The organism is Paenibacillus pabuli NBRC 13638, from assembly GCF_001514495.1.
Taxonomy (GTDB): domain Bacteria; phylum Bacillota; class Bacilli; order Paenibacillales; family Paenibacillaceae; genus Paenibacillus; species Paenibacillus pabuli.
Genome location: NZ_BCNM01000016.1, coordinates 14945 through 36599 on the forward strand (window position 1 = coordinate 14945; position 21655 = coordinate 36599).

A 21655-nucleotide genomic window follows, 5' to 3' on the forward strand; every position below is an offset into this window, starting at 1 on the left:
TACTTGCGTAATGTTGTATTGTCTTTCATTACCCAAACTATAGGGTTACGAATACAACCATACACGCATTAAGGATAACAATTGATCCGTTTGAATCGGTTTTTTTACATAATCGGATGCTCCGGCCTCTATACACTTGCCTCGATCATCTTTCATTGCTTTTGCGGTTAAGGCGATAATTGGCAGTTTCTCGAATTTCGGTATTTGTCTGATCCGTGTCATCGCTTCATAACCGTCCATTTCCGGCATCATCATATCCATTAATACCAGATCGATTTCCGGGTTCTTGTCCAGAATCTCCAGAGCTTCACGGCCATTCTCTGCAAATGTCACATCCATCCGATAGCCTTCAAGCACACTTGAAAGAGCAAATACATTCCGAATATCATCGTCCACGAGCAATATTTTCTTACCTTCAAACAAGGTTTCCTTGTTATGAAGCTTTTGCAAAATTCGACGCTTGTCCTCTGGCAGGTTCGCTTCCACCCGGTGCAGGAACAAGGTGGTCTCATCGAGCAAGCGTTCAGGTGACTTCACGTCCTTGATGATAATGGACTCCGCGTATTTACGAAGCTTCATCTCTTCTTTGCTGTCCAGCTCTTTGCCTGTATAAATAATGATCGGAAGATCATTCAAATACTGATCATCCCGAATTTGGTCAAGCAGCTCGAAGCCGGTCATATCTGTCAGCATTAAGTCCAGAACCATGCAGTCATAGCGCTGACTATGCAATTCATTCAAGGCTTCACTGCCTGTCGATACTGCTGTGATTACAACATCATCGTGACCGATCAGTTCGATGATCGCCTTCCGTTGTATTTCGTCATCTTCGACAATCAATAAACGCTTCAATTGATTCTCTGTATAGGATTCGATATGAGAGAAAGCTTTATCCAGCGAATCTTTACTGGAAGGTTTTTTCAGATAAGCAATGGCTCCCATCATTAATCCCTGCTTCATATCATCAATAACCGAAATGACATGGACCGGGATATGACGTGTGGCCGAGCTGCTTTTCAGTTCGCCCAGAATAGCCCAGCCATCCATGACAGGCAACTGAATATCAAGAATTATGGCATCCGGCAAATATTGACGGGCCATTTCGAGCCCTTTATCTCCCTGAAGTGCCACAATAGCTTTAAATCCTCTGCCTCTCGCCATATCCATCAAAATATGTGCAAAATTCACATCGTCCTCAATAATAAGAAGAATCTTGTCACCTTCTGTTAGGTTCTCCTGATCATCTTCCAGCTGTGAAGGCACAGAAGAGTCGGGTTGAGGGAGCTCCATTAGCGAAACACTCTCCGGGTCTGGGTCAGGCGTGAGGATGGTCTGTCTGCCCGAACGCATCGTCCGTATTTCCCTTGGAGAATAGAGGCTCTCCATGGAAGCAGCAGCTTCTCTGGCCGCTTCCTCCTCCTGAACAACTTCTTCGTGATTATCCGGCAGGAACAGCGTGAAGCAGCTGCCAACACCCTCGGAGGATTCTACCTGTATGGCACCACCAAGCAGTCTCGCAAGCTCGCGACTGATCGACAGCCCCAGGCCTGTTCCCCCATATTTGCGACTGGTTGTACCGTCCACCTGCTGGAATGCTTCAAAGATCAGATCGGTTTTGTCCGAAGGAATTCCAATTCCGGTATCCTTCACGCTAAAGCCTACATATTCCTGATTCGTGTTCAGATACCCAGGCAGTTCTTCCGTTTTCATTTTCCGTCCAATCAGACTCACAGACCCCCGATTGGTAAATTTAAATGCGTTCGACAAGAGATTCCGCAAAATCTGTTTGACGCGATGGCTGTCGGTGTATACCCATTCCGGTAAGTTGCTGTCGAACTCAATATTCAGCTTAAGCTCTTTCTTATTCGCCATCGGCCCGAAATTTTGTTGAACAAAGCTTGTCAGTTCTTCCATTCGGACGGTCTCATAGTTGATATCCATTTTGCCCGCGTCTACCTTGGACAGATCCAATATTTCATCAATCATTTTCAACAAATCCGCTCCGGACATATAAATCGTCTGCGCATATTCCTGCTGTTTGCCACTCAGGTTTCCATCTTTGTTCTCGGACAATAGTTGGGACAGGATCAGCAGACTGTTGAGCGGTGTTCGTAACTCATGCGACATATTTGCCAAAAATTCGGACTTATATTTACTGGTCATCGACAATTGCATGGCTTGCTGTTCCAATTGGGTTTTCGTTTTTTCGATCTCATCGTTCTTCTCTTCCACTTCACGCACCTGTTCTTCTAACGCACGAGTCTTAGCGATCAGCTCGGTATTAAAGTGTTCCAGCTCTTCCTGTTGACGCTGAAGCAGTTCCTCAGAGCGTTTAAGAGCTCCCGCCTGCTCTTCCAGATTTTCATTGGAGCGACGCAGCTCCTCTTGCTGTGTCTGGAGTTCTTCGGATTGAACTTGTAATTCCTCGGTAAGCGCCTGGGATTCACGCAACAGTTCCTCCACACGCAAACGGCGACGAACGTTGTTAAGAATGACGCCCAGATTCATGATCAGCTGCGAGAACAGCTGTGTATGCAGATTGGTGAACCCTTCAAACGAAGCCAATTCAACAACCCCAATCAGCTCATCCTCAAATACGACAGGATAGATCATCACACCAGAAGCACGCGATGATCCGGTTGCTGATCCAATGTTCACATAATCTTCCGGGGTTCTTTCCATAATAATAGGCGTCATATCCAGTGCGGCTTGGCCAATTAATCCTTCGCCAATACGGTAAACCTCTTTGCCAACATCTTCATTCTCTTCAAAGGCATAGGCGCCATAACGTCTTAGTTCGTCCGGATGCTTCTCTTCATCAATCAGGTATACAACGCCCAATTGAGCTCCAAGCACAGGCGTGAACTCGCTAATAAACATCTGGGAGATCTGGCGAATTGAACCTATGCCTCGCAACAACTCCGGAACTCTGGCTATGTTCGAACTCATCCAATTCTGATCTTGTTGTGCTTGAAGATAAGCTTTCTCAATCTCCAATTTTTCTTCCAAGTCATTAGAGACATCCTTGAATACACTAGCAATCTGACCAATCTCATCCTTAGACTTGATTTGAATACGACGAATGGTACGATAACGACCTTTACCAAAACTGGTAATCATCATGGATACGGTATTGAGACCTCTTGTAATGCTTGGCAATACCCACATGATAACCCCGAGTGCAAGCAACAACCCGGCAATCATGATACCTACTGTGATCTGAACTGCACGGGTGTATGCCTCGTTCGCCTGCTTGATTTCCGAATCAATCTCCTGATCCTGAAAACGCGAGAGTGCATTCAAACTGTCTACGGTTTCTTTTTGCACTTTGAGCCCTGTTGAATTTCGATAGTTGTTAGCATCCTCCATGCTTCCTTGGGACACGAGACTGAGTTGCCTTGATACGTATGTACCATAGGCTTCCCACGCCGTATTTACACGGTCAACCAATTGATGTTCACCAGCGCTATCTGCTCGCTCACGTACTTCCTTGAGGTAGCCTTCTCCTCTTCCTTTCATTTCCTTCAGTTCACTATCTGCGGCACTGATCGAATTGTTAGGGTTAAGCAACAAGTTAGCCAGCACTTTTGCTATATCATTAACCTCTGCACGGACTGACGAGGTGTACCTGACCTTCAAATACCGTTCCTGATACATTTGGTCAACCTGTTGATTGCTGCTGTTCAGTCGTTCGTAGCTCACAAATGTGAGTACGATCATGATGGCCATCAGAGCGGTAAAGCCAATCAGCAGTTTATTTCTGATCTTCATTCAGCTTCGGCCCCTTCATTTAAGGTAATCCATACCAGACATTTATCGTCATCTCGCTCTTGCGGAATTTCATCATCGAAGAACAACGCCTGCATGGCAGCTTCATCCCACTGGTGGGACCCCATAAGTTGTTCTTTCAAAAACGCCTGCTGCATCTCTTGATCCCCTTGAACCGCTTCAAGTAACCCGTCTGTATAAAGTGCAATGTGACCGCCACCTTCATAGTGAATGGTCTGTGGTTCAATCTCCATCTTGTCAAACAAGCCCACAGGGCAGCATACACTGTCAAACGTTGTCACACTTCCGTCCTGACGGAAAAAGAGAGCTGGCGGATGGCCTGCATTCACGTAATCAATACGTTTCATCCGTGTGTCTACTACAAGATATATCGCTGTAAAATAGTACTGTACCAGCTGTTTTTCCAGATGTAGCTGATTAAAGCGTCGATTCAGTTCCTGAATAACCTTCTCCGGATCGACATACGTTGTAACGGTGTCCTTTAGCACGGAAGCGATAAACATGGTAAACAGGGATGAGGATATCCCATGCCCCATCATATCCAACAGCAAAACCCCATATCTGCCTTCACCAAGCGGATACCACGAATACAGATCACCCGCAAGTTCAAAAGAAGGCTTATAAATGGCGTTGACATGAAATAGCGGATCTTCAATAGCCGGACTCAAGACAGCATTCTGAACCATTGCTGCAAGTTTTAGTTCGTCCTGAATCCGCTGGTCACGCTCCTTATGCCAATCTTTCTCTTGCTTCAGACGAAGCGCAAGCCGAATTCTGGCCATCAGCTCGACTTTATTAATCGGTTTGGTCACATAATCGGATGCACCAGCATCCAATGCCTCAGCCAATTTCTTGGAATCTCCGATCGCAGTAACCATAATAATCGGAATATCTTTAAGGTTTTCATAGGTCTGCACAATACTGCATGCTTCGATTCCGTCCATTTCAGGCATCATCATATCCAGCAAAATCAGGTCAATATCCGACGGTTTGGGACGAAGTTCGTTACTTTCCTCACCAATTCCAAGGACTTCAAACATCTCCATGGCAGAACTTGCCGTTACAATGTCACGATAGTTCTCTTTTTTCAGAATTTCTCGAATGATAATGACATTCGTCGGATTGTCGTCAACAATAAGTATTCTCATTTCAATCTCCTTATCTGTGGCGTCCGGGTTTGTCGATTCTTATCAGGGCAGCTAACAACCTTAATTATACAAATTTCGCGTAAAAAACAACGGTAGACATAATAATTCCTAGTCTAACTATAATCGTAATCCAAAAAAACTTCTATCAGTAAATGGCACCATCGAAGGAGAAATGCCCCTCATGGCGCCCTGTTTTTGCCGCGCTCTGATTTCGCTCCCAAACTTGCAAAAACATAGATAAGGAATGGGGTTCTCCCCCATTCCTTATCTATGTTTTTGATTCAGTACAAATGGATTCTGAAGCTTGTCCTCTTCCAGAACACTTCAGCTTAATGTTTATCTTCTATTCTTTCTTTTTGGCAATGACGAGCACTTTACCTTTATCAAGTTCACTCTCGTAAAAATCTGCCTCAGCTTCGGTGAAGCCCATCGATACAATTTTGGCCCGGAGTTCGTCACCACGGGAACGGAACAGATTCGCCAAGGAATCAAACATACCTTCTTCTTTTATACCAATTTCTTTGGCATCGGCGGTATCAGCGATTCGATCTGTACGATCCTTTTCATGGGCCAGAACGAAGATATGATCAGCAAGGTATCCGGTAATCTGCAATTCTTTCACTGCTTCCACCGCTTGGACTCCGTTTTCTACCACTTTTGCATAAGCTTGCGCATTGGTTGAATTCATCGTTTCCACTCTCCTTTGATTGATCTCTCTTTATCGAGCTACTTAGTATATAACCATACGATATCGGGTTGAAACGCTTCTGGAGGAACTAATCCTAGGAAACTGACTCATCAAAGAGGTCAATTCCTTCAATATGATTGGTGCCTGGCTTCATATATACCTTCAGCGCCTGACTTCCCCGAAGAAATACTTCTCCATCCTCAGCGACATAATACGGCTTGCCCAAAGCATCGCGAATGGACTCGATATTCATATCAATCCATTTCTGATTAAGTTTCAGACGTTCCTCAGATGCATCAATATGCACATAATTGACCACACCTGAATCTTCACAGAACCCAACCTTTACACCTTTGAACTGATACTCTGGACAACCCAGATAAGGATCATGCTCCTTATGAAGCGGTTGGCCTTTGGTGGCTACAATCTCATCGATGCTGTCATCCAGAGAAATGTCATTCAGAGTCCGAAAATGCTGGACAGGTCCGGATCGATCAGCAGCCAGAATTACCTCTGGTGTCTCCTCTTCCACTACCGTCCATTGCATATCATGAGCAGCGGGTACCGCTGCCGGTTGAACGGAAAAGGGAGAAATTACGCTAAACATCACAAGCAGTAGTTTCATCATGATTCTCACCCTTTCATCAGGTTCATTACCGCTCTGAAGACTTCTATTCATTACAGAACGGTGATGCTATTTCCGCATACGCTGCCATACATTAGCCGCCAAATCCACATATTTCAGCCAGTTCTTTCCGCCCTTGGCATCATCATGGTATGTAGCTTCATACGATTGCAGTGTCCGATCTGTCGGTGTAGCAGGCGGCGTCTGTACCACTTTCGCTACTTCTGATCGTTTATTCTGTTCACCGCTGCTGCGTTTCGTCTGGAACTTGGCCATCAGGGTAGAGGATACCTGTTTGGCAGCCTCGGTTACTTCATTTAGCACCTCTCCCAAGTTATGAACGGACTCCATCACCGGGTCGATTTGTTTCATTTTGTGCTGCACATCCACCGTAATATCATTCGCATGCCTTACCGTTTGTTTCACTTCATAACTAAGCTCATCAATGGTCTTCTGAACTTCCTGCAGTGTCTGAGACACATTGTCGAGCGAGCCCTGAGCGGACTTCAAAGTCCGGATTAGGAAGAATACAAGTACCGCAAAAGCAACCGCAATTAAAGCCACACTAATTTGATAGATCATAAAAGAACCTCACTTTCAGTAAAAATTCGGTTTTGTTATTGCTATAGTTACCCGACCCATTCCGTGACGAAACAAATGGGAAGCGAACTGTAAAACGATCACACCTGGAAAAATTCAGCAATGTTTCAACCCGAAATGCCTCGGTTAAAGAACAACTACACACGGCAGTGAGATGAACACTTCTCGCTACCAAGTCCTATAAACGAAAGGATGAATACCCATGTTGAAATGGTCAGTACTATTTCTAGTTATTGCTCTTGTTGCAGGTATTTTCGGATTTTTCGGTATTGTTGAAGCAGCTGCTTCCATTGCCAAGGTACTCTTCTTCATCTTTGTTGTCCTGTTCGTCATCTCCCTGATTACGGGACGCAGCCGAATGCGATGAATGGAACTTTCCGAATATGAACAGCACCCGATACATACAAAAGCCTATCGCGCTTGCAAAAGCCGGTGGGCTTTTGTGCGTTTACACCATATTATTACAATCATTGTCCCCCAAGACATCGCTGCTATCTTTATTATGTATTACGCTCCCTTCTTGTCTATTCCATCGCCCTCCCGACTACTTATGAAAAACAGGACCATGATAATATACCCAACCCGGTTTTCTCCCTCTGAAGTATGATAATTACAGGTTCTCCTTATACCCACATATGCTCCTGTTGACACTGGAGCAAGGAAGAAAATATTGTTAAAATATTGTTATAATTTGTGATTCATAGGGTAGCTTGCTTGGTTACTTTTAACACAGGACAACAAATTACATACCTAATCGAGGAGGAAAAACAAATGAAAAAAATCGTAAGTATTGCCGCTGCTTTGACTTTGATGGGTTCCATGGCTGCTGCCGCAGGTGCCGAGGCAACAACACCAGCTACAACAACGACCACTCCGGCTGTTGAAGTGAACAAACCAGCTGTAGACACTGTAGAAGGCACAGTAGAGACTGTTACGGGTGCAACATACGGCACTGATGATAACAAAATATTTGATGAGCCAGTGGTGAAAGCTGGAGACGAGGTTCTGGTTCCAACCATGCTGCTTAATCTTCTGGAGCGCACGTGGTTCTATGATGCTCCCAACGGTAAAACAATCGGTGCATTGAGTTCCCAAGTGATCGATACTACGGGTGAAGTAGTAGATGGATTTGACGGCGGCCAATGGGTACAGGTATACACGTGGAAAGGTAAAGCCTGGATCCACGTTGCTATTAAATAGTATCGTATTATCGTTCTAACGATAAGTAAAGAGGACAGCGCTCAGGCAGCGGCTGTCCTCTTTTTGATGCTCAATTTATATGCCTAACTTCCATCCGATCAGGGACTTTCGGTAACGCCTTCCATCTTCGGCTCTACATGCACATGAACATGCATTATATTGTGTGACCGTTTCAATCGTTCTTCCACCTGGTCACAGATCTGATGACCCTCGATCAGGCTTAAGCCTCCGTCCACTTCAATAACAACATCTACAAGAACATGGCTGCCATGCACGCGCGCCTTTACATCCTTGATCATTTCCACTCCGGGCACCCGGGCCACAGATGATCTGAGGTCTGTAAGTTCCTTTTGGTCAAATCCGTCTGTCAGACGATGCGTTGAATCGCGGAAAATCTCCCAAGCTGTTTTACAGATCAACAGACCTACAGCAATGGCAGCTACTTTGTCCAACCAGGGTAGTCCGAACTGTGCACCTATGATTCCGATCGCTGCCCCTATGCTGACCCAGGCATCCGAACGATTATCCTTCGCCGCAGCCATCAGGGCCTGACTGTTGATTTGTTTGGCGAGGCGGTGGTTGTAGCGGTACACGCCCAGCATGACCACCGCGCAGACAACTGCAACTGCTGCTGACCATAGATTGGGTGCTACGAAGCTCCCTTCATACCATGAACGAACAGCTTCAACCATCACTTGCAGCCCAACCATAGCCATAATAAACGAGGCAATCAATGCCGCAACGGTTTCCGCTCTAAAGTGACCATAGGCATGATCGGAATCGGGCGGTTTCTGGGAAATTCGAAGTCCAATCAGCACAGCAACCGAGGCAACAATATCCGTGACGTTATTAAAACCGTCTGCCAGCAAAGCGCTGGAAGCGAATAAATATCCACAGATCAATTTAAAAGCAGACAGGATAAGATAGGCCGTGATGCTGACCCATGCTCCTCGTTCCCCTTTGCGTATTTCTTCATATGCGTTCAAACCGGGCGACACTCCTTTTACGTTTCGTATTACGGTTTATCCATGGTACCAAATGCGTACCGTGTGGGTCTACAGAAACAGTGTTGCCAGGCTGCATTGCTGTAGGGAAGCCGAAACAAAGTTGCCAGACCGCAGGGCTGTAGGTGAAGAGAAAGAATGTTGGCCCAGTCAAAAAAGTGAAAGATTCCAGCATTTTATCAGGTTGCCCTTGTGGCGCTTTTGTAAAACGTATAAAATGAGTACATCCCGTCCAATCTGGACGGCTTACTGTAAGACCGGGAGGGAAATAACGATGAGCGATAATACTGAACCGAAAAAGATCAGTTTGCAGGATGCCATACGTCAGAAACTGGCGCAGAAGAAGGAACAGGCGAACACGGGTAATCAATCCAGTGCCTATTTTGAAGGCGGACCCAAAGCGATGAAGAGCCAAAATAACAAGAAGCCTAACAATCAGCGCCGCCGTACTGGCGGGTCCTAGATCGAAAGAAACTCTTGAAGAAGAGGTTTCTACACGTGAAGGATCACCTTGTAAGATCAAAAAAAAGAACCGCAAGGCTCCTATGAAGAGCTTGCGGTTCTTTTTTTGATCTTGATAAAACCTCTAGTCAACCTGGTTAACTAGACTCAATGTAAACAGATTTAGCTTATTTTAAGCTTCAACTGGGTACATTTTGTTACGCAATTCTTTAATTTCTTCACTTTCCAGATACTCATCATAGCTCATTTGGCGATCAATGATGCCATTAGGCGTGATTTCAATAATCCGGTTCGCAATGGTTTGAATGAACTGATGGTCATGTGAGGTAAACAACATAGTACCGTCAAAATCAATCATACCGTTGTTCAGTGCGGTAATGGACTCCAAATCCAAGTGGTTCGTTGGCTCATCCAGAATCAGAGCGTTGGCGCCAGTTTGCATCATTTTCGCCAGCATACAGCGAACTTTCTCGCCCCCGGAGAGTACACTTGCTTTCTTCAGAGATTCCTCGCCCGAGAACAGCATACGGCCCAAGAATCCACGCAGATACGTTTCATCCTGATCTTTGGAATATTGACGAAGCCAATCCACGAGACTCATATCTACCCCGTCAAAATACTTGGAGTTGTCTTTCGGGAAATAAGCCTGGGTTGTCGTAATCCCCCAAGTGTATTCGCCGCTATCCGCTTCGGTTTCGCCCATAAGGATATCAAACAACAATGATTTGGCATTACCATTCGGGCCAACAAAGGCGATTTTATCCCCTTTATTCACGACAAAGCTGAGATCATTCAGCATGTTCACACCATCAATCGTCTTACTGATGCGGTCAACGGTCAACAATTGTTTACCCGCTTCGCGTTCAGGCTTGAAGTTGATAAACGGATATTTCCGGTTCGATGGACGAAGATCGTCCAACGTAATTTTGTCGAGCTGTTTTTTCCGGGAAGTCGCTTGCTTCGATTTGGAAGCATTCGCAGAGAAACGTTGAATAAAGGCTTGCAGCTCTTTAATCTTCTCTTCTTTTTTCTTGTTGGCATCACGCTGTAAAGCAAGTGCCAGTTGGCTGGACTCGTACCAGAAGTCATAGTTACCTACGTAGAGCTGGATTTTACCGAAATCGATATCCGCAATGTGTGTACATACTTTGTTCAGGAAGTGACGGTCATGGGATACGACAATAACGGTACCTTCATAGTCCATGAGGAAGTTCTCCAGCCATTGAATGGATTCGAGATCCAAGTGGTTGGTAGGCTCATCGAGCAGCAGGTTGTTTGGACGACCAAACAAGGCCTGTGCCAGCAAGACACGAACTTTTTCGTTACCGCTCAGATCCACCATCTTCTTCTCGTGCATGTCGCGATCAATACCGAGACCAATCAGGAGTGCCGCTGCATCCGGCTCAGCATCCCAGCCATTCAATTCAGCAAACTCGCCTTCCAGTTCACCTGCGCGCAAACCATCATCTTCCGTAAAGTCCGCTTTGGCATACAACGCGTCCTTCTCTTTCATAATGGAATAGAGACGGCTATGGCCCATAATTACGGTTTCGAGAACCGGGAACTCATCATATTCAAAGTGGTTTTGCTTCAAAACGGCCATGCGTTCGCCCGGGGTGATGTGCACCTCTCCCGAGTTTGCTTCAATTTCACCGGACAAAATTTTCAAAAATGTTGATTTGCCGGCTCCGTTGGCGCCGATCAGGCCGTAACAGTTGCCTGGCGTGAACTTGATATTTACATCTTCAAAAAGTGCACGTTTTCCGTAGCGGAGCGTGATGCCGCTTGTACTAATCATTAAGCATACCATCCTTTATTTAATATTCTGCATACTGCATGAATAGCAACTAGTTCAATCATGGATTCAATATCCCGAAGCCTATTCTGGCACCATATTATAACACAAAAAAGCGGCAAATTCGAAAATTGGCCGCTTTTTAATCGTTAAAGATTTGGTAAATGTACCGTTCATGCGGGTATACCCTTACATTAGCATATCTGGCTCACTTTTGTTAGTCTTGTTTACTTTCCTCGTGACGAATGCGGAGCGTTTCGCCATGCCCCAACACTCGAATGCGCTCTGCGTTAATTCCCAGTCGTTCTCGCTCCACTTCCATTCGATCAAGCGCTTCCTTGGGTGTGTCATCCGCCAGCTTGAACGTACCATAATGCATGGGAACCATCAGCTGGGAGCCTGTTTCTACAAATCCCTGCAACGCTTCTTCCGGGGTCACATGCTGGGATGTCATAAACCACTCCGGCTCGTAAGCACCAATGGGCATCAAAGTAACACCAATGTCAAAGCGTTCACCGATCGTTTTGAATCCCTGAAAATATCCGGTATCGCCTACAAAATAAATCACTGGCGGACCGCCAGAAGAGTGATCAGCCGATCCTTCTATTGGATCATTCGCTGCTGCTTGGGAATGGTCATGATCACGGCCTTCGCTCGCTGCGGCACTCTCCTCTGGCGGAATGACTGCCGGGTGATTCTGTTCCAATACATAACCGCCCCAATGGGACGTATTGGTATCAAATAAGGTTCGGCGCGTCCAGTGCTGCGCAGGTACAAAGGTTATTTTGACCCCGCCAAGGGTAATATGTTCCCACCATTTCATCTCATGACACCGATGGAATCCTTTGCGCACCATTTTGCGCTTCAGTCCATCGGGAACGATTAGCAGCGTCTTGGCCGTTACCAATTTTCGCAGCGATGCGAGATGCAGATGATCATAATGGGAATGGGAGATCAGAATGATATCCAAAGGTGGAATATCCTGAATCGGAATTCCCGGGGCGCCAAGTCTGCGTTGAAATCCCATTTTTTCGGCCCAGACCGGGTCTGTCACGATATTTAATCCATGATATTGTATAAAAAACGTGGAATGTCCAATCCAGGTAATTGTGGTTTCAGCCCGGTTGGCGTGCAGATAATCCAGTTCAGGTGGGTGCTTGGGCACGGAGTAGGAATAATCCTTAACCTTGCTGCGCCGCTGCTCCCTCCATTGCTTGAATTCCTTCAGCGTTTTGTCCGTACTTACATTATCAATATTGTTATAACGGATTTTCGGCATGAAAGGGCCCTCCTCCCCTCCTTGTATCTTAACAAAAGATTACCCCGAATTGAAAAGTGCGTACCAACGAATCAATCCTTTGGATTTTTGCACTTCGCCAAATAGATGAACAAAAACGCAATTGCAGCTACGATAATCAGTGGCGGGGCATACATAATGGTAAAGGTCTCAAAAAAACTTAACCCTGTTATACCGGGGATCCCCGTCACTCCCGCAGGGGAAATGAAGGGCAGACGTGGAAGTATATTAAAAAGCATGTTGGGAAGCATGAACAGTCTCATCCTTTCTTTTTGCCAGCATTACCTCGCACATAATTGGCATCAAACAGAAACAGCTTCATAATGAGCACGAGTGAAGGAATGAGCACCAGCAGTCCCAGACTGAACGCCGTAATAAGCGCAATGCCCATCGTCTTGTTGGTGAAACTGTCGTAAACATTAATATAGGGATACAGAATATATGGAAGGTGCGAGCGCCCATAACCGTACCATGCAAAGGCGAACTGCAGCATGACGGCGATAAAGCACCAGCCCAGATATTTACGTTTCCATACAAGCGAGACGGCGATCACAAAACAGATAAAAGATGCAATGAACATCCATGAGATATTCAACATCTGCTCAAAGTGGGCGGGATTCTGTTTGTTGATTTGCAAAAATGCCAGAAAGCTGGCAAAAATCGTAGGCAGACTCCATAGAAGCGCATACTCTCGAAGGACTTCAAAGGCAGTCTCATCCTCTGCCCGCTTGGCATAGTAAGATAGAAACATTGCCGAGATATACAGCACACTCACCAGAGCAAGCAATACAACAGACCAGGTATACGGATTCGTCAGGAACTCACGCCAGCGAAAAAACACCTGATCGCCCACCTGCTCAATAATTCCTCCTTCGGATATTGCCAAAATGGTGGAAAACACCGCTGGGATCAGCAATCCCGTTGCTCCGTACAATGCCATATAAATCCGGCTGTTCTGCCCATGATTCCCATAGGTGTTATAGGCGTAATACACGCCCCGAATGGCAAGCAGTACAATGGCCAATGATCCTGGAACAAGCAGCGCTGTCCCATAATAAAAAGCACTATCCGGATAAAATCCGACCAGCCCGACAACAAAAAAGATCAGAAACACATTCGTCACTTCCCATACAGGTGAAAGATAGCGCTGAATAATGTTATGAATTTTGTTCTCGTGTCCGGTTAATATGCTGTAGAAGCTGAAAAATCCTGCTCCAAAATCAATTGAAGCTACGATCAGGTATCCAAACAGAAACGTCCATAAAATGGCGATGCCTGCAATTTCATAGCTCAATGCAGGATCCCTCCTTCCAGACCGAGAGACTCCAGTTCCTTCTCTGCTTCCTTGTTGCGGAACAGCTTGCTAAGCACCCGAATGGCGGAAAAGCAAAGAATCAGGTACAGCAGAATAAACAGAACCAGCATCCAGCCTACGGACGAAGATGTTGTCGCCGCTTCCGACACCTTCATATAACCGCGTAATATCCATGGCTGTCTGCCGACCTCGGCAAACATCCAGCCCAGCTCAATGGCAATCATGGCGAGTGGCCCCAGAAACACAATCCCGAGCAGCAGCCATTTGGGATAAGGCTTGCGCCCTGGAAGCCAGCGACGGAATACATAAAGTACCGGGATCAGCAGAATAATGACGCCTGTCGTTACTTTCAGATCAAACATATAGTGAATGGACAACGGTGGTCTCAAATCGGCCGGAAATTCTTCAAGCCCTTTCACTTCCGTGTCTGGCCTGTTCCCGGCAAGTATGCTTAGTGCGTAGGGAATCTCAATGGCGTATTTGACTTCATTGTTCTCGTCAAGAATCCCCCCATAAACTAGCGGCGCCTTCGTCATCGTTTTGAAATGCCACTCTGCGGCAGCCAGCTTCTCCGGCTGGTATTTCGCCAGAAATTTACCGGAAGAATCTCCGATCATGACGGTGCTGACTGCAAATACGAGCGCACATACCGTTGTGAGTTTCAGTGCTTTTTTGTAATACACATGCTCCCGCCCCCGAAGTAAACTGAATGCGGCGATCCCCGCCAAAATACCTGCGCTTAATGTATACGACGAGGCGAGCACATGAGATACCTTGGTTGGCGTAGCCGGATTCAACATCGCAGCAATCGGATGAATGTCCTTCATGATGCCATTAATCAGGGTAAACCCTTGAGGCTGGTTCATAAAAGAATTCACCGTTGTAATGAATATTGCAGAAGCCGATGATCCCAGAGCCACCGGAATAAGCAGCAGCATATGGGTATATTTCTTTTTGAAACGGTCCCACGTATAGAGGTAAATACCAAGAAAGATCGCCTCCACAAAAAAGGCGAACGTCTCCATGAACAGCGGCAGGGCAATCGCCTGACCGGCAACTCTCATAAACATGGGCCACAGCAGGCTGAGCTGCAATCCAATCGAAGTGCCCGTAACGACACCAACGGCAACGGTGATGACAAAACCACGCGCCCATCTGCGGGCCAGCAAGGTGTAATGAATATCATTAGTTCGCAGTCCGCGCCATTCAGCCAAAGCGATCATGAGTGGAACACCTACGCCGATGGAGGCAAAAATGATGTGCACAAACAGGGTAAGACCGGTCAGCATCCGGCTGAGCAGAACAGGGTCCAGGGATGACATGGGGTTACACTCCTCTTTCACATAATCGTTATGTACGACTTCGTATCGTCTGTGTGACGATATACTTCAATAACTCATGATCCGGATAATACTTTTGACAACGGCATACAGCACGATTACGGCTGCGACCAGGCAGACAATAATAAGGGTTTTCTCTTGTTTACGGAACATAGCACTGCCGTCCTCCTTTTGCATGTCATGCAAATTATGGCTCTATAGACAGTTTGCAAAAGAACATGCTTTTTTATCCGGGAAATTTTAAAAAAGAAAAAAGCCTTTATCTTTTAAGATGCAAGCATCCTATCCAATAAAGACCTTTCATGCCTTATACCAATTCATCCATCTTGGGCAATCGAACCTTAAAAGTACTCCCTTTGTCTGGCGCAGATATAAAAGTGAGGGTGCCGTGATGATCCTCTACAATGTTGCGAGAGATGTAAAGCCCTAGACCGGTTCCACCAATCTGACGATGACCCGAATTGTCCACACGATAAAACTTCTTGAACAGCATGTCCTGCGCATTCTCTGGAATACCTATTCCATAATCACGCACATCGATGCATAACCATTCTTCTTCTTCCCACAGCGTTATGTCGATTCTGTCCGCTCCAGGTGAATACTTGACCGCATTGCCAATCAGGTTATGTAACACCTGGATCATCCGGTTCCGATCAGCATAAGCAAAAAAGTCTCCATTAAACGCATGCACATGGATGCGCTGAATGGATGTCATGTTCCATTGCTCAGCCACCCCCTCAACCAGTTCAAGCAATGGCACATACGTCATGTGGTAGGTCATGCTTTCATTATCCAGACGTTGGATATCCAGCACATCATCCAATAGGCAGCTCAGTCGTGCTCCTTCCGAAGAAATGGTTTCCATGAATTCCTGGCGCTGCGAGTCCGGGAGATCATACATCATCATTAACTCCACATATCCCATAATGGTCGCTACAGGCGTACGAAGTTCATGCGACACCACACTGATCAGTTCGTTTTTCATCCGATTCAGACGCTCTTTCTCTGTACGATCACGGAACACCAGAAGAAATCCATGGTTCTTACCCGGGACATCCATTTGTTTCATATACAAGGAAAATACACTTTTCCGGGCATCATTAAAGTTAAACTCAGTCTCGACAAAAGCCCTCTCTCCATTCAGGAATGCGCGAGTCTGTTCTACCAAATTAAAATCAGCGGTTAATACCCTGGTATCAATAGCTTGAGCCAAGTCTTCAATCGATCTGCCCGAAAAATTCCCAAGACCAAACATCTCTTCGACTCTTCTGTTGACGATCGTGATTGTACCTGAACGATCAGACATGACCAGACCTTCTCGAACAGATTCAATGAATTGCTCGCTAATATCCCGCTGTTCCTGAATAGCTACTTTTTCATTAAGCAGCTCAGCATTCAGTTTTTCCAAAGCAAGGGCATGACGCACACGTTCTTCCTCGGCCCTTGTACGCTCGGTAATATCCTTAATAAACAAGTTATAAAGTGTTTCGTTGTTGCCTAACTGAATTTCCACAATTTTGTACTCTATCGGAAATACGGAACCGTCTCGGCGGATACCAGATATCTCCTCGACAATAACATGCCTTTTGCCACGAATATACTCGCATTGATTCAGCATTCCCTTGATTTCGATGCAGCTTGCACCCTGAAAAAGGGAGGGGGCAGCCTTCTTGGATATAACCTCTTCCCGTTTCAGTCCAAACATTCTTTCGGCTTCGGGGTTAAACTCTATAATCAACCCGTTTAAATCCACAGCAATAATGGCATCAATCGATGAATCAATAATGGCGCGTTTAATTTCCTCACTATTCTTCAGCTCTTTGGTTCGTTCTCTGACCCTGTCCTCCAGCGTGAGCTTGTCCTGACGTATTTGCTCAAATTGTCCAAGGAGCACATCGGCCATTTTGCGCAGATTGCCTATCAGAATCTGCACTTCGGTTACGTGGCTGGTCGGCCAATCCATCTTGCCATTCCGAAATAGGAGACGCGGAAGAGAACCCGTCATCCGGGTAAGCCGTTTCATTGGACTTACGACTTTTTTGCTGAGCGGAGCAGCCACAATCATGGAAGCCACAAAGATGGCAAACAGAGATTGAAGCGTAGTAAGATAAATCGACTCGATCCGCGAGTAATAATTGGCTGAGTTGGTCTCAACCAACACCCGGTATGGAGTACTTGTTGTCATATCCGCTTCATACATGAACGAAGCCTGTCTCCAATGCGTAAGGACATCGCTGTTACAAACATCCCCGGAACGAAATAGAATGGTGCTTTCTCCTGGCTTCAGTAAACGATATTTGTTCATGTCCAGATGCTCCCCGACTTGAAGAGTATCCAGTCCTGAAATAATCACGTTATCGGATTGATCGAGAATAATGACGTTTACATCCAGCAGATAACGATAGCGTTTTAAACTTTGATACATGTTTTCATTGGTTAGATATTGTTCATTCAAGTCCTGGATAACCGCATTCGCAGCATGCTTCAGATTGAATAGTATGGTGTCATTCATTTGGCTTAATTGTCTGCGGCTATCCGCCGATAACAGGACAAGGGAAACAACGACCACAAAGGCAACCACATATTTGAAGGCAATCCTTGTGAGCGGGATGGTTCCTGTTCGCTTCGACTTCTGCTCCCCATTCGTGATCCAGAAATCCACTACAATGCCTGCAATCAGCGCGTTGACCATGCTGATCACTGCGATATGCATATAAGCATACTTTATATCTTCGAGCTGCATGCCCATCATGAAATACCCGTAACAGGTTACAGGCAGTAACATCACAACCCAGTACCATGCATTGGCTTTCATAATACTCCCGTTTTTCCAGCGCAGCTGCCATCCCAGCATCCAGATCAATTCAATGAAGTGAGCACCTATGATAAACAAGCTGTTCGGAACCAGACCGGTACATAACACATTCAATGAAGCAATCGCTGCCAAGGCGATGAATCCGTATACACCTCCGTGTAAACGCAAAACAATCAGTGCGGCTGCACTGCCGAACATCAGTTGGACTCCGTAAAATAGAGTCAGCGGATAAATACTTCCCACAGTCCCAAGAACAATAAGTATTGCAGTACAGAACCAAGGTATCCGGAGTTTGAGGACCATCCACTCCAACACCTTTTTTGCCTTTATATGGACCATAAGCTGTGGCCCTCGTGACTGGTTTCTAGATTAGCATTCAACAAAACGCTGGTTCCTCCTATGAATTAAAGCTCATAAATCTACTTTTTTCCCCTTAAATCGTTCTGATACATTATACTGTAATTAACACCCCATGTAGCTTTGGGAAATATTGAATGGTCGGCAAATCAGCTGCATTCATGGTAAAATACTAAAGTTTGGCTCAACCATCATAGATCAATTGATATAGCATCCTATATTTTGGAATACAAACATTAAAATTTTTGCAGTATTTCTAAACAAATTACATCAATTTTATAGAAGTTTCTTAATAAATTCTTTTCATCAGGAGTGTGACCCCAATGTCTATCAAAGTACTTCTTATAGAAGATGAGAAAAATCTGGCTGACATGATTGCTTTCTTTCTTGAGGAGGAAGGTTACATAACTGAACGGGTTCATCACGCACGTGAAGCACTAGAGCTTTTCCCACGATTCCAGCCTGATATCGTAGTGACTGATTTAATGCTGCCTGAGACGGACGGCAATGATCTGGTTGAAGCATTTCGTCAGCACTCGACTGTACCCATACTGATGATATCGGCCAGCACGATGTTGAATGATCGACTTCGAGCCTTACATAATGGTGCAGATGATTTTCTATGCAAACCGTTTAGCCTCAAAGAGCTTGATGCACGAATGAAAGCATTATTGCGAAGATCAGCCTTTTCCCACCCGGACCAACCTGCCAAAGTGGACAAACCTGCCGAGGTCGCCGGGCATGTCAGTGTGAATGAGTACAGAAGAACCTTATTTGTGGATGGCATTGAAATCGAGGTCACTCATATTGAGTTTGAAATTATGAAGGAATTGTACAGGAATCCAGGCAAAGTGTTCACCCGAAACGAACTTATGGACCGCATTAAAGGTTCCGAACGGGCGTACCTGGATCGTACAATCGATGTACATATCTCCAGTCTGCGCAAAAAAATTGAACCCGACCCCAAAAATCCAAGGTATATCAAGACGGTTTGGGGAACGGGATATAAATACGTCATTTAATAAATGAAGGGCCCTGTCCTCTCTCTGTCATCGTCGCATCGATAGGGTTGAGGACAGGGCTGTTTTGGTTTCATATGCACAGGAATGCAGCCAGCGCTGAATTTCCATGACCAGCTTTTGCGGCTCTTTTTCTTGCCACAGGACCATCCTCACTACACCAGTGCCCGTAATAAGCTGCAAATGACGCTTGCGAATCAGGCATTGAAAATCTGTAATTACCAATAACGGAATATGGGGCATGAATGCCCGGATTGCATTTGCTGCTGAGACGGCTTGCCCGGGGTCCTGATAATCAACAATGCAGTAACGGGATGCGCCCCATTTCGACCATGCCTCCTCCCCTTTGTTCTTTTCTATGTTGATTGTTGAATCGTTCTGCTTGTCTGACATGTTCTCATAATACATTTGAATAATATGGTCATAGGCAATACTACGGTTTCCATCCGAAAGTACTGTAATTGGCTCCATCGTTATAACCTCCAGTTATTTCTTTCTCCTTATTATGTCAGCTTCCGTTTAAAAATGTTTGTGCGTGAACATGAAAGAAGTGTTAACTCTCTTCGTATTTCTTCACATAACGTGTAAATTTTGCCCAAATATTTCGTAGTTTCAACACATTGATGTAAAATAGAGAAATACCCGTGCGATTATGGGGAGATTATGGATGAATCCGGTACAGGAGGTTATGAACCGATGAATATTGTTTCGATTGAACCAACACCCAGTCCGAATACAATGATGCTGCATTTGGATGAGCGTCTGGAGGACGGGATCCGCAAAACATATACGCTGGATAATGAGCGATCTGCTCCAGCATTTATTCGGCAGATGCTTCATATTCCCGGAGTAAAGAGTGTATTTCATACCACCGACTTCGTAGCCTTGGACCGCAAGGGGAATGCAGACTGGTCCGTTATACTTGGCGAAGTTCAGAGCCGTCTGGGTCAGCAAGGCATAGATCTGGACTGGATCGAATCGGAAGATGCCTCTGGTGAGCACTTCGGGGAAGCCCAGGTATTTGTTCAATTCTTCAGAGGTGTGCCTATGCAGATTCGGGTCAAAGCAGGTGCCAAAGAAGAGCGGATTTCGCTCTCGGATCGGTTCGTCAAGGCTGTGACCGAAGTTGCCAGCGCAACGCTGATCAAGGAACGAAAACTGAGTGATTACGGCGTCCGTTACGGGGAGTTGCCTGACATTGCAAGAGAAGTCGAACAGGAGTTGGAGGCAGCGTATCCACCGGAGCGACTGGAACGAGTGATTCAACAAGCCATTGAGCATGGAACCAATTCCGAAGAATTCGTGGAACGTCGCCGCCAGTTAGATGGTGCTGAGCTTGAAGAGGCCCTGCTAAGTGAAGACTGGAATGTTCGCTATGCAGCATTGGATGGGATGGAGCCTACAGCCGAACGGCTGCCAGTCGTTGCCCGTGCCCTGCATGACAGTAAAATGCAGATCCGTCGCCTTGCTGTCGTATATCTTGGGGATATTCGTACACCGGAAGCCATGGAACTACTCTACGAAGCACTGAAGGATAGTTCACCCGCTGTTCGCCGCACTGCCGGGGATACCCTCTCCGATATCGGTGACCCTGCGGCAACGGCAGCCATGACAGCTACGTTAACCGACAAAAGCAAGCTTGTACGCTGGCGTGCTGCGCGTTTCCTGTACGAAGTGGGAACCGAAGAAGCAGAGCAGGCATTGCGGAATGCAGCTGAAGACCCTGAGTTTGAAGTCAGTCTGCAAGCCAAGATGGCACTGGAGCGGATTGAATCCGGGGAACAGGCCGCTGGAACCGTGTGGCAGCAAATGGCTGGACGAAACAAGAAGTCCGAATAGGCCTTTTGATTCACATCCAACAATTGTTATTGCACTGGAATACCATGAGCGTTATACTGATTGTCTGTTTACTATACAGAACATGGAGTGTTACGTTCTGTTATTTTAACTTCATAGACAATAGATACACCTCATCCATAGATGGTGAGGTAGAGGTCGCGGGTGCGATCAGTACGCTGAAGGAGGCGCTAAGGAGCCGCTTATGAATTCAGCCGAAAGGTGCACCCGCCGAAGCCCGCAGGACGTTCCTTACGTTGTCCAGCGCGGCTGGGGCTGTTGCCGAAAGGCGCAGAACTGTCACGGAAGAATAAGGTGCCTTCTACGGAAGGTATGAATTCTTCTGTGTTGAGCTATCTTAAACA

General features: G+C 46.0%; 18 protein-coding genes and 1 riboswitch. Of the genes, 5 read left to right on the plus strand and 13 right to left on the minus strand.

The features are described from left to right. Window positions 1-45: 45 nt before the first annotated feature. The 5 genes from PPA03S_RS20755 to PPA03S_RS20775 all read right to left on the minus strand — a co-directional run bounded on the left by PPA03S_RS20755 (window position 46) and on the right by PPA03S_RS20775 (window position 6832). Complete coding sequence (locus PPA03S_RS20755) at window positions 46-3771, minus strand: response regulator (RefSeq protein WP_062325841.1); 3726 nt, start codon at window positions 3769-3771, stop codon at window positions 46-48. Then, window positions 3768-4937 (minus strand): PP2C family protein-serine/threonine phosphatase, encoded by a 1170-nt coding sequence (locus PPA03S_RS20760; protein ID WP_062325843.1) that lies wholly within the window; start codon window positions 4935-4937, stop codon window positions 3768-3770. The genes PPA03S_RS20755 and PPA03S_RS20760 overlap by 4 nt, the downstream gene beginning before the upstream one ends. Before the next feature lie 343 nt (window positions 4938-5280). After that, window positions 5281-5625, minus strand: a complete 345-nt coding sequence (locus tag PPA03S_RS20765; protein WP_062325845.1) for a YflT domain-containing protein — start codon at window positions 5623-5625, stop codon at window positions 5281-5283. A gap of 94 nt (window positions 5626-5719) precedes the next feature. After that, window positions 5720-6253 carry a hypothetical protein gene (locus PPA03S_RS20770; RefSeq protein WP_062325847.1) on the minus strand — a complete coding sequence of 178 codons (534 nt, stop codon included), beginning with the start codon at window positions 6251-6253 and terminating at the stop codon, window positions 5720-5722. Between the two features lie 66 nt (window positions 6254-6319). Then, on the minus strand, window positions 6320-6832 hold the full coding sequence (locus PPA03S_RS20775) for a DUF948 domain-containing protein (protein WP_062325849.1): 513 nt from the start codon (window positions 6830-6832) through the stop codon (window positions 6320-6322). A gap of 220 nt (window positions 6833-7052) precedes the next feature. Between PPA03S_RS20775 and PPA03S_RS32445 the strand changes: the two genes are divergently transcribed. Together PPA03S_RS32445 and PPA03S_RS20780 are read left to right on the plus strand one after the other, a co-directional pair. Next, the gene (locus tag PPA03S_RS32445) at window positions 7053-7217 is read left to right on the plus strand and encodes a DUF1328 domain-containing protein (protein ID WP_082704249.1); all 165 of its coding nucleotides are present in this window, start codon (window positions 7053-7055) and stop codon (window positions 7215-7217) included. A gap of 404 nt (window positions 7218-7621) precedes the next feature. Further along, window positions 7622-8050 carry a hypothetical protein gene (locus tag PPA03S_RS20780; protein ID WP_062325851.1) on the plus strand — a complete coding sequence of 143 codons (429 nt, stop codon included), beginning with the start codon at window positions 7622-7624 and terminating at the stop codon, window positions 8048-8050. 98 nt (window positions 8051-8148) lie between these two features. Here the strand turns inward: PPA03S_RS20780 and PPA03S_RS20785 are convergent, their stop codons facing one another. Continuing rightward, window positions 8149-9036 carry a cation diffusion facilitator family transporter gene (locus PPA03S_RS20785; protein WP_062325852.1) on the minus strand — a complete coding sequence of 296 codons (888 nt, stop codon included), beginning with the start codon at window positions 9034-9036 and terminating at the stop codon, window positions 8149-8151. Window positions 9037-9328: 292 nt separating this feature from the next. Between PPA03S_RS20785 and PPA03S_RS20790 the strand changes: the two genes are divergently transcribed. Next, on the plus strand, window positions 9329-9517 hold the full coding sequence (locus PPA03S_RS20790; protein WP_062325854.1) for a hypothetical protein: 189 nt from the start codon (window positions 9329-9331) through the stop codon (window positions 9515-9517). A 171-nt stretch (window positions 9518-9688) separates the two neighbouring features. Here PPA03S_RS20790 and PPA03S_RS20795 read toward each other — a convergent pair whose 3' ends face one another. The 6 genes from PPA03S_RS20795 to PPA03S_RS20820 form a co-directional block, all read right to left on the minus strand. Beyond that, complete coding sequence (locus PPA03S_RS20795; protein ID WP_062325856.1) at window positions 9689-11314, minus strand: ABC-F family ATP-binding cassette domain-containing protein; 1626 nt, start codon at window positions 11312-11314, stop codon at window positions 9689-9691. Between the two features lie 214 nt (window positions 11315-11528). Then, window positions 11529-12590: an MBL fold metallo-hydrolase gene (locus PPA03S_RS20800; protein WP_062325858.1), complete on the minus strand. Its 1062-nt coding sequence runs from the start codon at window positions 12588-12590 to the stop codon at window positions 11529-11531. A gap of 71 nt (window positions 12591-12661) precedes the next feature. Next, window positions 12662-12871 (minus strand): cytochrome bd oxidase small subunit CydS family protein, encoded by a 210-nt coding sequence (gene cydS, locus PPA03S_RS34520; protein ID WP_439955833.1) that lies wholly within the window; start codon window positions 12869-12871, stop codon window positions 12662-12664. Continuing rightward, the gene (locus tag PPA03S_RS20810; protein ID WP_062325862.1) at window positions 12868-13902 is read right to left on the minus strand and encodes a cytochrome d ubiquinol oxidase subunit II; all 1035 of its coding nucleotides are present in this window, start codon (window positions 13900-13902) and stop codon (window positions 12868-12870) included. Before PPA03S_RS20810 ends, cydS begins: the two co-directional genes overlap by 4 nt. After that, complete coding sequence (locus PPA03S_RS20815) at window positions 13899-15245, minus strand: cytochrome ubiquinol oxidase subunit I (RefSeq protein ID WP_062325864.1); 1347 nt, start codon at window positions 15243-15245, stop codon at window positions 13899-13901. The genes PPA03S_RS20810 and PPA03S_RS20815 overlap by 4 nt, the downstream gene beginning before the upstream one ends. 325 nt (window positions 15246-15570) lie before the next feature. Next, window positions 15571-18321 (minus strand): PAS domain S-box protein, encoded by a 2751-nt coding sequence (locus tag PPA03S_RS20820; protein WP_167666079.1) that lies wholly within the window; start codon window positions 18319-18321, stop codon window positions 15571-15573. 437 nt (window positions 18322-18758) lie between these two features. Here PPA03S_RS20820 and PPA03S_RS20825 point away from each other — a divergent pair, with 437 nt between their 5' ends. Beyond that, window positions 18759-19457: a response regulator transcription factor gene (locus PPA03S_RS20825; protein WP_062325867.1), complete on the plus strand. Its 699-nt coding sequence runs from the start codon at window positions 18759-18761 to the stop codon at window positions 19455-19457. Window positions 19458-19484: 27 nt separating this feature from the next. On the opposite strand, the gene PPA03S_RS20830 is transcribed toward PPA03S_RS20825, so the two are convergent. After that, window positions 19485-19925: a hypothetical protein gene (locus tag PPA03S_RS20830; protein WP_062325870.1), complete on the minus strand. Its 441-nt coding sequence runs from the start codon at window positions 19923-19925 to the stop codon at window positions 19485-19487. 225 nt (window positions 19926-20150) lie between these two features. On the opposite strand from PPA03S_RS20830, the gene PPA03S_RS20835 reads away from it, so the two are divergent. Next, on the plus strand, window positions 20151-21293 hold the full coding sequence (locus tag PPA03S_RS20835; RefSeq protein WP_062325871.1) for a virulence factor: 1143 nt from the start codon (window positions 20151-20153) through the stop codon (window positions 21291-21293). 142 nt (window positions 21294-21435) lie between these two features. After that, a riboswitch (Lysine riboswitch) is annotated at window positions 21436-21654 on the plus strand. The last annotated feature ends 1 nt before the right edge of the window (window position 21655 follow it).